The organism is Kitasatospora sp. NPDC003701 (assembly GCF_053587085.1).
Map to the genome: position 1 here is coordinate 1 of NZ_JBSFNM010000109.1, position 15,724 is coordinate 15,724.

Here is a 15,724-nt window from a genome sequence, read left to right on the forward strand (position 1 = left end):
GGATCTCGCCGCGTGAGGCGCTGGCGATGGACCCGCAGCAGCGGCTGCTGCTGGAGACGTCCTGGGAGGCCTTCGAGCGGGCCGGCATCGACCCGGTGTCGGTCCGGGGCAGCCGGACGGGCGTGTTCGCCGGTGTGATGTACCACGACTACGCGACGCGGCTGACGAACATCCCGGACGGCTTCGAGGGCTACCTCGGCAACGGCAGTGCGGGCAGCGTCGCGTCGGGCCGGGTGTCGTACGTGTTCGGGCTGGAGGGTCCGGCGGTGACGGTGGACACGGCGTGTTCGTCGTCGTTGGTGGCGCTGCACCTGGCGGCGCAGGCGCTGCGGTCGGGCGAGTGCTCGATGGCACTGGTCGGCGGTGTCACCGTGATGTCCACTCCGGCGACCTTCGTCGAGTTCTCGCGTCAGCGCGGTCTCGCGGCGGACGGTCGGTGCAAGGCCTTCTCCAGCGCTGCCGACGGCACGGGCTGGGCCGAGGGCGCGGGCATGCTGCTCGTGGAGCGGCTGTCGGACGCGGTGGCGAACGGCCACAAGGTGCTTGCAGTGGTGCGGGGTTCGGCGGTGAACCAGGACGGTGCGTCCAATGGTCTGACGGCGCCGAACGGTCCGTCGCAGCAGCGGGTGATCCGCCAGGCGTTGGCGAACGCGCGGCTGTCGGCCGGTGATGTGGACGCGGTGGAGGCGCACGGGACGGGGACCCGGTTGGGGGATCCGATCGAGGCGCAGGCGCTGTTGGCGACGTACGGCCGGGAGCGGGCGGCGGAGGAACCGCTGTGGCTGGGGTCGTTGAAGTCGAACATCGGTCACACGCAGGCGGCTGCCGGTGTGGGTGGTGTGATCAAGATGGTCATGGCGATGCGGGAGGGTGTGCTTCCGCAGACACTCCACGTCGACGAGCCGTCTCGTGAGGTGGACTGGTCGGCGGGCTCCGTTCAGCTGTTGACTGATCGTCAGTCCTGGCCGGAGACGGGTCGGGTGCGGCGTTCGGCGGTGTCGTCGTTCGGTGTGAGCGGGACGAACGCGCACGTGATCCTGGAGCAGGCCGAGGCGCCGGTCGAGGTGCCGGTCGAGGAGGCCGTCGAACTCCCGGTGGTGCCGCTGGTGCTGTCCGGCAAGTCCGAGGCGGCGGTGCGGGGCCAGGCTGCCGCGCTGCTGGAGCGGCTGCGCGGGGGTGAGGTGCGGGAGCTGGATGCGGCGTTCTCGCTGGCGACCTCGCGTTCGGTGTTCGGGCACCGGGCGGTGGTGATGGCCGAGGAGCGCGGCGAACTGCTGACCGGTCTGGGTGAGTTGGCCTCCGGTGGTCTGGTTTCGGCCGGGTCGGTTGCGGGGTCGGGTGCTGCCGGTGGTGTGGTGTTCGTGTTCCCGGGTCAGGGTTCGCAGTGGTTGGGGATGGCGGGTGAGCTGCTGGACTCCTCGGCGGTGTTCGCGTCGCGGATGGCGGAGTGCGAGCGGGCGCTGGGCGGGCTGGTGGACTGGTCGCTGAGCGGGATCGTGCGCTCGGACGACGAGGCGTGGCTGGGTCGGGTGGATGTGGTGCAGCCGGTGTTGTGGGCGGTGATGGTGTCCCTGGCGGAGGTGTGGCGTTCGTTCGGGGTCCAGCCGGCGGCGGTGCTGGGTCACTCGCAGGGTGAGATCGCCGCTGCCGTGGTGGCGGGTGGTCTGTCGTTGGAGGACGGCGCTCGGGTGGTCGTGCTTCGCTCGCGGGCGATCGCACGGGACCTGGCCGGTTCGGGCGGCATGGTGTCGGTGGCCGTGGGCGCCGACGGTGTGCGGGGCCTGTTGGAGGAGTGGGCCGGCGGACAGGTGTCGGTGGCCGCGGTGAACGGGGTGGCTTCGACGGTGGTGTCCGGCCCGGCGGAGCCGCTGGAGGCGTTCACCAGCTGGTGTGAGGGTCGTGCGGTTCGGGTGCGGCGGATCCCGGTGGACTACGCCTCGCACTCGCACATGGTCGAGGGCCTGGAAGCCGGTTTGGCGCGTGACTTGGCCGGGATCACCCCGGTCTCCGGCACCGTCCCCTTCTGGTCGACCGTGACGGGCGACTTCCTCGACACTTCCGCACTCGACGCCGGCTACTGGTACACCAACCTGCGTCGGACGGTGGAGTTCCGCGCCGGCGTGGAGGGGCTTCTCGCACTCGGCCACGGCCTGTTCGTGGAGGCCAGCCCCCATCCGGTGCTGGTCCCGGCGATCGAGGAGGTCATCGGCGAGGCCGGCCCCGACACCACGGCGGTCGCGGTCGGCACCCTGCGCCGGGGCGAGGGCGGCGCGGCGCGGCTCATAGCCTCGTTGGCGCAGGCGTTCGTCCACGGCGCCCCGGTCGGCTGGCCCACCCTCTTCGAAGGCACCGGCGCGCGCCGCGTCGACCTGCCGACCTACGCTTTCCAGCACCAGCGCTACTGGCTGGAGGCGCCGAGCAGCGTGAGCGACGCGGCCGATCTCGGTCTCCGCTCGGGCGACCACCCGTTGGTCGGCGCCCTGGTGGAACTGGCCGACGGAGCGGGGGCGCTGTTCACCGGGCGGCTGTCCCTGTCCTCCCAGCCCTGGCTCGCGGACCACACGGTGTTCGGCGTCGGCATCGTCCCGGGCACGGCACTCGTGGAACTCGCCCTGCACGCCGGACGCCGACTCGGCTGTCCGGACCTCGAGGAGCTCACCCTCGCGGCGCCGCTCGTCCTCGGGGAAGGCAGCGGAACGCGCATGCAGTTGTCGCTCGGTGAGCCCGACGACACCGGCAGGCGAGCGGTTCGCATCTACTCCCGGCCCGACGGTAGCGCGGGTGACACGGAACCGTGGACCACCCACGCGAGCGGTCTGCTGGCTCCGGCCGGGGACAAGGCGCCCGTCGAGGGACCCGCGGTGTGGCCGCCGGCCGGTGCCGCACCCGTCGACGTCGACGAGCTCTACCACCGGCTGGGACTCCACGGCCTCGAGTACGGGCCGTCGTTCCGTGGGCTGCGCGCGGCGTGGCGCCGCGACGACGAGATCTTCGCCGAGGTGGAGCTCCCCGAGGCGCTGCGGGCCGACGCGCCCGCGTACGGTCTGCACCCGGCACTCCTGGACGCGGCGCTGCACGCCCTCGGCCCCGAGGTCCTGATCGCGGACGCGTCGTCCGTCCGGCTGCCGTTCTCCTGGAACGGGGTACGGCTGGGAACGGGCGGTGCGTCGGAGCTTCGCGTCAGCCTGCGGTTGAACCGCACCGAGGACGTGTCGATCCTGGCGAGCGACAGCACGGGCAGGGTGGTGGCGGCCGCCGAATCGCTCGCGATCCGGGCCGTGGCGGCCAGTCGGCTCGCAGGCGCTGGCGGGAGTGGCCAGGACACGCTCCTCCGGCTGGACTGGCCGACCGTGACCGTGGCCCCGGACCTGGTGGGAACGCCTGGCACATCCGGTCACTGGGCGGTGCTGGGGGCGGACGAGCCCGGAATCGCGTCCACGCTGGAGAAGGCCGGCCGGCAGGTGTCCGGCCACCCGGATCTCGCCGACCTGTGCACGGGCCTCGACCGCGGCGCACCCGTACCGGACACCGTCCTCGCGCTGTGCACGGTCGCGAGCGGCACCGACCGGGCGGCGACCGCCCGCGACGCCGTGCAACGGGCCCTCGATCTCGTGCAGTCCTGGCTGGCCGAGGAACGCCTGGCCGGGGCCAAGCTGGTACTGGTCACGCGCGGGGCGGTCGCGGTCGGGCCCGACGACACCGAACCGGACCCGACCCGGGCCGCCGTGTGGGGGCTCATCCGCTCCGCGCAGAGCGAGAACCCGGGCCAGTTCGTGCTGCTGGACGTCGACGACAGCACGGCCTCGCTCGACACGCTCGCGGCGGCAGTGCTCGCCGATGAGCCCCAACTGGCCCTCCGCAACGGCGGAGTGCACGTTCCCCGGCTGGTCCGGCACGAACGCCCCGAGGAGAGCGAGCCCTTCGCCTTCGACCGGAACGGAACGGTGCTGATCACCGGCGGTGTCGGCACGCTCGGCGCGCTGGTGGCGCGGCACCTGGTGTCCGCGCACGGCGCGCGCCACCTGGTGCTGACCGGCCGCCGCGGACCGGACACCCCCGGAGCGGCCGAACTGGTCGACGAACTGGCAGGGTTGGGCGCAGAGGTGGCCGTGGTCGCCTGCGACGCGGCGGACCGGACGGCCGTGGCGGACCTGCTCGCGGGAATCCCCGCGGAGCACCCGCTCACCGTCGTGGTGCACGCCGCCGGACTGCTGGACGACGGAATCCTCGCCGCGCTGACGCACGAGCGGATCGGTCGGGTGTTCCGCCCGAAGGTGGACGCCGCGATCCACCTGGACGAGCTGACCCGGGGGACCGACCTCGCCGCGTTCGTCCTCTTCTCCTCCCTCGTCGGAACCGCGGGGGTGGCGGGCCAGGCCAACTACGCCGCCGCCAACGCGTTCCTCGACGCACTCGCGCAGCAGCGGCGCGCCCGGGGCCTCGCCGGCTCCTCCCTGGCCTGGGGCCTCTGGGAAGAGCCGGGCGGCATGACCGGTCACCTGGACCGGTCCGACCTGATGCGGCTCGGCCGGATCGGCGTCGCCCCGCTCCCCGCCGACGACGGCCTCGCCCTGCTCGACGCCGCGCTGTCCACGGACGAGACCGTCGTGGTCCCGGCGAGGCTGAACACCGCGGCACTTCGGCAGCGCTCCGACGAGCAGGAACCGCTGCCGGCGGTCCTCCGCGACCTGGCGCCGGCCACCGTGCCGCGCGCCGCCGGCACGCTCCCGGGGACGGCCGCCGCCAGGTCGCTGGCGGAGCAACTGGCCGCCGCTCCCGCGAGCCGGCACGAGCTGATCGTGCTGGAGGAGGTCCGCCGCCACGCCGCCGGCGTGCTCGGCTATGCCCCGACCGACTCCGTGTCGGCCGACCAGGCGTTCAAGGAGCTCGGCTTCGACTCCCTGACCGCCGTGGAGCTGCGCAACCGACTGAACAAGGCGACCGGGCTGCGCCTTCCGGCCACGCTGGTCTTCGACTTCCCGACCCCCCGGGAGATCGCCGACCACGTGCGGGCACAGCTGCTGGACGAGGACACCGACTCGATGCCCGTTCTCGGCCGGCTCGACCTCCTCCAGGGCGACCTCGTCGCCCTGGAGGCGAGCGAGGCGGAGCGCGTGCAGATCACCACGCGCCTCGAAGCCCTGCTCGCCGAGTGGAAGGCCGCGACGAGCAGGGTCGACGGCGGCGACGAGATCGAGATGGCGACGGCCACGGACGACGAGATGTTCGCGCTGATTGACAAGGAGCTCGGGCTCTCCTGACGACTTAGCCCGCCCCCACCGACCTTACCGACCGCCGCGAGCAGGAGAACTTTCATGCAATCGACCGAGGAGAAGCTCCGGGACTACCTCAAGCGGGTCACCACCGACCTGCGCGAGGTCAAGCACCGCCTGCGCGTGACGGAGGAGCGGGCGCGGGAGCCGATCGCGATCGTGGGGATGAGCTGCCGCTACCCGGGCGGTGTCCGCTCGCCGGAAGACCTCTGGAACCTCGTCGCGAACGGCGTGGACGCCGTCTCCGGGTTCCCCACCGATCGCGGCTGGGACCTCGAACGGCTGTATCACGCCGACCCCGAGCACGCGGGCACGTTCTACGCCCGTGAGGGTGGTTTCCTGCACGAGGCGGCGGAGTTCGACCCGGCGTTCTTCGGGATCTCGCCGCGTGAGGCGCTGGCGATGGACCCGCAGCAGCGGCTGTTGCTGGAAACCGCCTGGGAGGCCTTCGAGCGGGCCGGCATCGACCCGGTGTCGGTCCGGGGCAGCCGGACGGGCGTGTTCGCCGGTGTGATGTACCACGACTACGCGTCCCGGTTCGAGACGTCGCCCGAGGACATCGAGGCCTACCTGAGCAGCGGGAGCGCGGGCAGCGTCGCGTCGGGCCGGGTGTCGTACGTGTTCGGCCTGGAGGGGCCGGCGGTGACGGTGGACACGGCGTGTTCGTCGTCGCTGGTGGCGCTGCACCTGGCGGCGCAGGCGCTGCGCAGGGGCGAGTGCTCGATGGCGCTGGTCGGCGGTGTGACGGTGATGTCCACGCCGAGGACGTTCATCGAGTTCAGCCGCCAGCGCGGCCTCTCCGCCGACGGCCGGTGCAAGGCGTTCGCGGACGCGGCGGACGGCACGGGCTGGGCCGAGGGCGCGGGCATGCTGCTGGTGGAGCGGCTGTCGGACGCGGTGGCGAACGGCCACAAGGTGCTTGCCGTGGTGCGGGGTTCGGCGGTGAACCAGGACGGTGCGTCCAACGGTCTGACGGCCCCCAACGGCCCGGCCCAGCAACAGCTGATCCGTGACGCCCTGGTGGACGCGGGTCTGCCCGCGCAGCATGTCGACGCGGTGGAGGCGCACGGGACGGGGACCCGGCTGGGTGACCCGATCGAGGCGCAGGCGCTGCTGGCGACCTACGGCCGGGAGCGGGCGGCGGAGGAACCGCTGTGGCTGGGGTCGTTGAAGTCGAACATCGGCCACGCGCAGGCTGCCGCCGGTGTGGGTGGTGTGATCAAGATGGTGATGGCGATGCGGGAGGGTGTGCTCCCGCGGACGCTGCACGTGGACGAGCCGTCGAAGGAGGTCGACTGGGCGGCGGGCTCCGTTCGGCTGTTGACTGATCGTCAGGCCTGGCCGGAGACGGGTCGGGTGCGTCGTTCGGCGGTGTCGTCGTTCGGTGTGAGCGGGACGAACGCGCACGTGATCCTGGAGCAGGCGGAGGCGCCGGTCGAGGTGGCGGTCGAGGAGGCCGTCGAACTGCCGGTGGTGCCGCTGGTGCTGTCCGGCAAGTCCGAGGCGGCGGTGCGGGCGCAGGCCACTGCGCTGCTGGAGCGGTTCGGTACGGATCCGGGGCTGGGTGTCCTGGATGCGGCGTACTCGCTGGCGACGTCTCGTTCGGTGTTCGGGCACCGGGCGGTGGTGGTGGCCGGGGACCGTGAGGAGCTGCTGGCCGGTCTGGGGTCGGTGGTTTCGGGTGAGCCGCACTCCGGTGGCCTGATTGCCGGCGCGGGTGCTGCCGGTGGTGTGGTGTTCGTGTTCCCGGGTCAGGGTTCGCAGTGGCTGGGGATGGCGGGTGAACTGCTGGACTCCTCGCCGGTGTTCGCGTCGCGGATGGCGGAGTGCGAGCGGGCGCTGGACGGGTTGGTGGACTGGTCGCTGAGCGGGGTCGTGCGCTCGGACGACGAGGCGTGGCTGGGCCGGGTGGATGTGGTGCAGCCGGTGCTGTGGGCGGTGATGGTGTCCCTGGCGGAGGTGTGGCGTTCGTTCGGGGTGGTTCCGGCGGCGGTGCTGGGCCACTCGCAGGGTGAGATCGCCGCCGCGGTCGTCGCGGGTGGTCTGTCGTTGGAGGACGGCGCTCGGGTGGTCGTGCTGCGTTCGCGGGCGATCGCGCGGGACCTGGCGGGTTCGGGCGGCATGGTGTCGGTGGCCGTGGGCGCCGACGGTGTGCGGGGCCTGTTGGAGGAGTGGGCCGGCGGTCAGGTGTCGGTGGCCGCGGTGAACGGGGTGGCTTCGACGGTTGTGTCCGGCCCCGCCGGGCCGCTGGAGGCGTTCACCACCTGGTGTGAGGGTCGTGGGGTGCGGGTGCGGCGGATCCCGGTGGACTACGCCTCGCACTCGCACATGGTCGAGGGCCTGGAAGCCGGCCTGGCACGGGACTTGGCCGGGATCACCCCGGTCTCCGGCAGCATCCCCTTCTGGTCGACCGTGACGGGCGGCTTCCTGGACACGGCCGCACTGGACGCCGGGTACTGGTACACCAACCTGCGGCGGACGGTGGAGTTCCGCGCCGGCGTCGAGGGGCTCCTCGCGCTCGGTCATGGCCTGTTCGTGGAGGCCAGCCCCCACCCGGTGTTGGTCCCGGCGATCGAGGAGGTCATCGGCGAGGCCGGCCCCGACACCACGGCGGTCGCGGTCGGTACCCTGCGCCGGGGCGAGGGCGGTGCGGCGCGGCTCATGGCTTCGTTGGCGCAGGCGTTCGTCCACGGTGCCCCGGTCGGCTGGCCCACCCTCTTCGAAGGCACCGGCGCGCGCCGCGTCGACCTGCCGACCTACGCCTTCCAACACCAGCGCTACTGGCTGGAGGCACCGCTGCGCGACGACACCGCTCCGACCGACCCGGTGGACGAAGAGTTCTGGCGTGCGGTCGAGCAGGCGGACGTGGCGTCCGTTTCGGATGTGCTGGGGCTGGACGGCGTGCAGGAGGAGTCGCTGGGTGCGCTCCTTCCGGCTCTGTCGTCGTGGCGCCGGCAGGTGCGGGAGGACTCGGTGGTCGACGGGTGGCGCTACCGGACCACCTGGACGCCCGTCTCCGATGCCGGCACCGGTCGGATGGACGGCAGGTGGCTGCTGGTCGCGCCGGCGGGCGAGTCCGGTCGGCACGGTTGGGCGCAGCTCTGCGGGGACGCGCTGACGGCGCGCGGTGCGGAGGTGGTCGTCGTCGAGGCCGATGCGGAGCGTGCGGACCGGGAGTACTACGCACGGGTGCTCGCCGAGGCCGCCGCCGACCGTGAGGTCACGGGTGTGCTGTCACTGCTGGCCGTCGCCGCCCGGCCGTGTGCCGGGGCTCCGGCCGTGGGCGGTGGGCTGGCGGCGACCGTGGCCCTGTTCCAGGGAATGGTCGACAGCGAGGTGGAGGCGCCGATCTGGTGCGTCACCGCGGGTGCCGTGTCGACGGGCCCCGGGGATGTCCTCAGCAGCCCTGAGCAGGCTCAGGTGTGGGGTCTCGGCCTGGTGCTCGCCCTGGAGCGGCCGGAGCGCTGGGGTGGGCTGATCGATCTGCCCGGGACCGCCGATGAGACCGGGGCGCGACGGCTGGCGTCGGTGCTGGCCGGTCTGGACGGCGAGGACCAGGTGGCGGTCCGCGGGTCCGGGTCGTTCGCCCGGCGTGTGGTCCGGGCCCCCGGCGAGCAGACGCCGGTCCTCCGGTCCTGGCGGCCGACCGGTACCACCCTGGTGACGGGGGGAACCGGGGCCCTCGGCGGCCAGATCGCGCGCTGGCTGGCCCGCCGGGGCGCCGAGCACCTGCTGCTGGTGAGCCGTGGCGGTCCGGATGCGCCCGGCGCTCGCGAACTCGTCGAGGAACTCGCGGCTTCGGGCACCAGGGCGACGGTCGCACGCTGCGACGTCGGAGACCGTGCGGCCCTCGCGCACCTGCTCGGGGAGATCCCCGCCGACGTGCCGCTCACCGCCGTCATCCACACCGCCGCAGTCCTGGAGGACTCGGCCGTGACCGAACTGACGCTCGATCAGATGCAGCGCGTGCTGCAGGTGAAGGCCGGGGCGGCGGTGCACCTGCACGAGCTCACCCGGGAGCTCGACCTCTCCGCGTTCGTCCTGTTCTCCTCCTTCTCGGGCGAGTTCGGCAGCCCGGGCCACAGCAACTACGCGCCCGGAAACGCCTTCCTGGACGCCTTCGCCCAGTGGCGCCGCCAGCATGGCCTGGTCGCCACGTCGATCGCCTGGGGCGCCTGGGGCGGTGGCGGCATGGCCGCCGGCGTGGCGCGGGACCTGCTCCACCGCCACGGTCTGCTGGAGATGGCACCCGAGTCGGCCACGCACGCCCTGGGCCAGGCGCTGGATCGCGACGAGACGCGCCTGATCATCACCGACCTGGACTGGGAGCGGTACTTCCTGGTCTACACCTCGTCCCGCCCGCGGCCCCTGATCAGGGACATCGCCGAGGTCCGGGCCCTGGTGGCGGCCGGCGCCGGGCAGGACGAGACGGCGACGGAACCGGGTTCGCCGCTGGCGCGGCGGCTGCGCGACATGCCGCACGCGGAGCGCGAGCGGACCCTCCACGACCTGGTGCGCGGCCAGGTGGCGACCGTGCTGGGCCACGGCTCGGCCGACCAGGTCGAGCTCAACGCACCGTTCAGGAACGCCGGATTCGACTCGGTGACGGGCGTGGAGCTGCGGAACCGGCTCAGTGCCGCCACGGGTGTGCGTCTGCCCGCGACGCTGATCTTCGACCACCCCACCGCTGCCGCCCTGAGCCGCTACCTGCTCGGCGAGCTGGCGGGGGCCACGCACGCGGACGACCGGACCGGGACGCCCGTTGCGACGCCGGTCGAGGACGACCCGATCGCGATCGTCGCGATGAGCTGCCGCTACCCGGGCGGCGTGCGGTCGCCCGAGGACCTGTGGCGCCTGGTGCTGGCCGAGAACGACGCCATCTCCGGGTTCCCGACGAACCGCGGGTGGGACATCGAGGGCATCTACGACCCCGAGTTGGGGCGGCCCGGCACCTCGTACACGCGCAGCGGCGGCTTCCTGCACGACGTGGCCGACTTCGACGCCGAGTTCTTCGGCATCTCCCCGCGCGAGGCCCAGGCCCTGGACCCGCAGCAGCGGCTGCTGCTGGAGACCTCCTGGGAGGCCTTCGAGCGGGCCGGCGTCGACCCGGCCTCGCTGGCGGGCAGCCCGACCGGGGTGTTCTTCGGACTCACCTACCAGGACTACGCCGCCCGGCTCCAGGACGCCCCGGCAGAGTTCGAGGGCTACCTGCTGGCCGGCAACACCGCCAGCGTCGCCTCCGGCCGGGTCGCCTACAGCCTGGGTCTGGAGGGGCCGGCGGTGACGGTGGACACGGCGTGTTCGTCGTCGCTGGTGGCGCTGCACCTGGCGGCGCAGGCGCTGCGGTCGGGCGAGTGCGACCTCGCGCTCGCCGGCGGTGTGGCAGTCATGGCCGCCCCGGCGATGTTCGCCGAGTTCAGCCGCCAGAAGGCGCTGGCCCCCGACGGCCGGTGCAAGGCGTTCGCCGCGGCCGCCGACGGGTTCGGCTCGGCGGAGGGCGTCGGCGTCCTGGTGCTGGAGCGGCTGTCGGACGCGGTGGCGAACGGGCACAAGGTGCTGGCGGTGGTGCGGGGTTCGGCGGTGAACCAGGACGGTGCGTCGAACGGTCTGATGGCACCGAACGGTCCGTCGCAGCAGCGGGTGATCCGCCAGGCGCTGGCCAACGCGCGGCTGACGCCCGGTGATGTGGACGCGGTGGAGGCGCACGGGACGGGCACCCGGTTGGGTGACCCGATCGAGGCGCAGGCGCTGCTGGCGACCTACGGCCGCGACCGTTCGGCGGACGAGCCGCTGTGGTTGGGGTCGGTGAAGTCGAACGTCGGTCACACGCAGGCGGCTGCCGGTGTGGCGGGTGTGATCAAGATGGTGATGGCGATGCGGGAGGGTGTGCTTCCGCGGACGCTGCACGTGGACGAGCCGTCGCCGTATGTCGACTGGTCGGCGGGTGCGGTGGAGCTGCTGACGGAGTCGCGTGCCTGGCCGGAGGCGGGGCGGGTGCGTCGTTCGGCGGTGTCCTCCTTCGGGATCAGTGGGACGAACGCGCACGTGATCCTGGAGCAGGCGGAGGCGCCGGTCGAGGTGGCGGTCGAGGAGGTCGTCGAACTTCCGGTGGTGCCGCTGGTGCTGTCGGGCAAGTCCGAGGATGCGGTGCGGGGTCAGGCTGCCGCGCTGCTGGAGCGGCTGCGCGGGGGTGAGGTGCGGGAGCTGGATGCGGCGTTCTCGCTGGTGACGTCGCGTTCGGTGTTCGAGCAGCGTGCGGCCGTGGTCGCGGCCGATCGTGACGAAATCCTCTCCCGCCTGGATGACTTGGCGTCGGGGTCGGCGGATATCTCGACCGTGGTGGCGGGTCGGCTGGGGGTGGTGTTCTCGGGTCAGGGTTCGCAGTGGCCGGGGATGGGCCGTGAACTGAGCGAGATGTTCCCGGTGTTCGCCCAGGCGTATGGGGAGGTGTGTGCGGAGCTGGGGGTGGATCTGCCGTCGGACGAGTCGGTTCACCGCACCGGTTTCGCGCAGCCCGCGATCTTCGCCCTCGAGGTCGCCCTGTTCCGGCTGTTCGAGTCGTGGGGTGTGTCCGCGGGTGTGCTGGCGGGTCACTCGGTCGGGGAGATCGCCGCTGCTCATGTGGCGGGCGTGCTGTCCCTGCAGGACGCGTGCGCGCTCGTCGTGGCCCGTGGGCGGTTGATGGAGGCGCTGCCCGCGGGTGGCGCGATGGTGGCGGTCGGCGCGCCCGAGGAGGTGGTGCGGGAGCTGCTGGCGGGCACGGAGGGTGTGTGGCTGGCGGCGGTCAACGGCCCCACGTCGCTCGTTCTCTCGGGGCACGAGCAGCAGGTCCTGGCGGTGACGGCGACGCTCGTCGAGCGTGGCTTCCGCACCAAGGCTCTGACGGTAAGTCATGCGTTCCATTCGGGTCTGATGGATCCGATGCTGGAGGAGTTCGGCGCGGTCGTGGCGGGCCTGGACCTGCGCGAGCCGACGGTCGCCCTGGTGTCGACGGTGACGGGCCGCGCGGAGTCGGAGCTGTGGACGGATCCGGCGTACTGGGTGCGTCAGGTCCGTGAGGCGGTGCGTTTCGCTGATGCCGTCGCGACGATGCTGGACCTTGGCGCGGGGACGTTCCTGGAGGTCGGTCCGGACGCGGTGCTGGCGGGGATGGTGGCGGAGTGTCTGCCGCAGGACGGTCCGGCACGCGCCGTGGTGCCGGCCCTGCGGAAGGACCGTGACCAGGCCCGTGCCGTGGTCGAGGCCGTGGCTCGTCTGCACGCCACCGGCACCCCGGTCGCTTGGCCTGCCCTGTTCGAGGGCACGGGTGCGCGCCGGGTCGATCTGCCGACGTACGCGTTCCAGCGCCGTCGCTACTGGCTGGAGGCCTCCGAGCGGCTGTCGTCGGATGCGGTGGACGGCCGGTTCTGGGAGGTGGTGGAGCGCGGTGATCTTGCCGGTCTGAGTGCGGCGCTGGGCGTCGACGAGGAGCAGGCGGAGACGCTGGGCGCGGCTCTGCCGGTGCTGTCCTCGTACCGGCAGCGGGTGCGCGAGCAGTCCGCGACCGACCACTGGCGCTACCGGATCACCTGGACGATCGCCACCCCGCCGCCGTCGGCGGTGCTGACCGGACGCTGGCTGGTCGTCGCCTCGGCGGACAGTCCGTCCGCCGAACTGTTCATCGACGTACTGCGTGCTCACGGTGCCGACGTCCTCCCCGTATACCTCGACGGGCCCGGCGTCGACCGGCAGACCCTTGCGGACCGGCTGGCGGTCGGCGGTGAGGTGAGCGGTGTTCTCTCGCTGCTCGCGCTGGCGGCGGAGGAGCCGAGTGGCGGCGGTACGGGGCCGGGCCTGGTCGAAACGGTCCTGCTTCTCCAGGCCCTGGACGATGCGGGTGTCACAGGACGCCTGTGGGTGCTGACCCAGGGGGCGGTGTCCGTCGACGCGACGGATCCGGTGACCAGGCCGGCGCATGCCCAGCTCTGGGGACTCGGCGCCGCTGCCGCGCAGGAGTACCCGGAACGGTGGGGCGGGCTGATCGACCTTCCCGCCTCGGTGGACGCACGGTGCGTCGAGCAGCTGGTCGGAGTGGTGGCCGGATCGAACGAGCAGGCGGTCGCGCTGCGGCAGGCGGGTGTCCATGCCCGACGGCTGACGCGGGCCGGAGGAGCCGTGCGGCCGGAAGCGGCCTGGCGGCCGAGCGGCACCACGCTGATCACCGGCGGCACGGGCGCGCTGGGCGCGCAGGTCGCCAGGTGGTTGGCACGCTGCGGCGCGGAACACCTGCTGCTGACCAGCCGCAGGGGCCCCGACGCTCCGGAGGCCGCCGCGCTGCGGGCAGAGCTGACGGAACTCGGCGCGAGTGTGTCGGTCGTCGCGTGCGACGTCGCGGACCGCGCGGCCGTCGAACGCCTGTTGGCCGGGATCCCCGCCGAGCGACCGCTCACCGCCGTGATGCACGTCGCGGGCATCGTGGACGACGGTGTGCTCGACTCCCTGACCCCCGCGAGCTTCGCGCGGGTCCTGGGGCCGAAGGCCACGGCGGCCTGGCACCTCCACGAACTCACGGCGCACCTCGACCTGTCGGCGTTCGTGCTGTTCTCCTCGCTGGCGGGTGTCGTCGGCGCCGCCGGCCAGGCCAACTACGCGGCTGCCAACGCCTACCTGGACGCCCTGGCGCACTACCGCCGGGCGCACGGTCTCACCGCGACGGCAGTCGCCTGGGGCGCGTGGGACGGCGGCGGCATGGCGGCGGCCGGGGACGCGGCGAGCGGCCGGATCCGACGCAGCGGAGTGACGCCGATGGGAGTGGAACCGGCGATCGCCTCCCTCCAGGCGGCGCTCGACCGTCGCGAGACCGCGGTGGTCGTCGCGGACCTCGACTGGACGCGCCTGCTGCCGGTTCTGGCGGCGGCGGGTGCCGATTCACTGGTCAGCGACGTCCCCGAGGTCCGGGACCTTCGTGAGCGTGCCGCCGACGTGTCGGCGCACGCGGGATCGTCACTGGTGCAGCGGCTCGGCGGTCTCGGGACGGCCGAGGGGGTCGAGCTCCTGACGGCCGAGGTCCGCGCACACGCCGCGGCGGTGCTGGGACACACCTCGGTGGCCGCCGTCGACCCGGAACGCGCCTTCAAGCAGGCGGGCTTCGACTCGCTGACGGCTGTGGAGCTGCGGAACCGGCTGAACGCCGCCACCGGCCTGAACCTGCCCGCCACTCTCGTCTTCGACCATCCGACGCCCGCCGACCTGGCCGAGTACCTGTCCTTCGAACTGCTCGGAGGACAGCAGGCGCAGCACGCCCCGGCGGCCCCGCTCGCGGCCACGGACGAGCCGATCGCGATCGTCGGCATGAGCTGCCGGTTCCCCGGCGGTGTGCGGTCCCCCGAGGACTTCTGGCGGCTGCTGGCCGAGGGCGTGGACGCGGTCGGCCCGTTCCCCGCCGACCGCGGTTGGGACGTGGACGGGCTCTACGACCCGGATCCCGCGGCCGCAGGGAAGCTCTACGTCCGGGAAGGCGCCTTCCTCGGCGACATCGGCGAGTTCGACTCGACGTTCTTCGGGATCTCGCCGCGTGAGGCGCTGGCGATGGACCCGCAGCAGCGGCTGCTGCTGGAGACGTCCTGGGAGGTGTTCGAGCGGGCCGGCATCGACCCGGCCTCGCTGAAGGGCAGCGCCACCGGTGTGTTCACCGGCACCAACGGCCAGGACTACGCCTCGCTGCTGACCCGCACCGCCGACGGCGGAGACGGCCATCTCGGCATCGGCAATGCGGCCAGTGTGATGTCGGGCCGGGTGTCGTACGTGTTCGGGCTGGAGGGGCCGGCGGTGACGGTGGACACGGCGTGTTCGTCGTCGCTGGTGGCGCTCCATCTGGCGGCGCAGGCGCTGCGGTCGGGCGAGTGCTCGATGGCACTGGTCGGCGGTGTGACCGTGATGTCCACTCCGGCGACCTTCGTCGAGTTCTCGCGTCAGCGCGGTCTCGCGGTGGACGGCCGGTGCAAGGCGTTCGCGGATGCGGCGGACGGCACGGGCTGGGGCGAGGGTGTCGGCATGCTGCTCGTGGAGCGGCTGTCGGACGCGGTGGCCAACGGGCACAAGGTGCTGGCGGTGGTGCGGGGTTCGGCGGTCAACCAGGACGGTGCGTCCAATGGTCTGACGGCGCCGAACGGTCCGTCGCAGCAGCGGGTGATCCGCCAGGCGCTGGCCGGCGCCCGGCTGACGGGCGCGGACGTCGACGCGGTGGAGGCGCACGGGACGGGCACCCGGTTGGGTGACCCGATCGAGGCGCAGGCGCTGCTGGCGACCTACGGCCGCGACCGTGACGCCGAGCTGCCGCTGTGGCTGGGGTCGGTGAAGTCGAACGTCGGTCACACGCAGGCGGCTGCCGGTGTGGCGGGTGTGATCAAGATGGTGATGGCGATGCGGGAGGGTGTGCTTCCGCGGACGCTCCACGTGGACGAGCCGTCGAA

Annotated in this window: 2 protein-coding genes; both read left to right on the forward strand. The window is 72.9% G+C overall.

Annotated features, from left to right (window positions below; genetic code table 11):
- Positions 1-5,261 (forward strand): type I polyketide synthase (locus ACWDRR_RS42775; RefSeq protein WP_449777744.1); only part of this gene is annotated, 5,261 nt, incomplete at its 5' end.
- A 54-nt stretch (positions 5,262-5,315) separates the two neighbouring features.
- On the forward strand, positions 5,316-15,724 hold a 10,409-nt coding region (locus tag ACWDRR_RS42780; RefSeq protein WP_449777745.1), incomplete at its 3' end, for a type I polyketide synthase.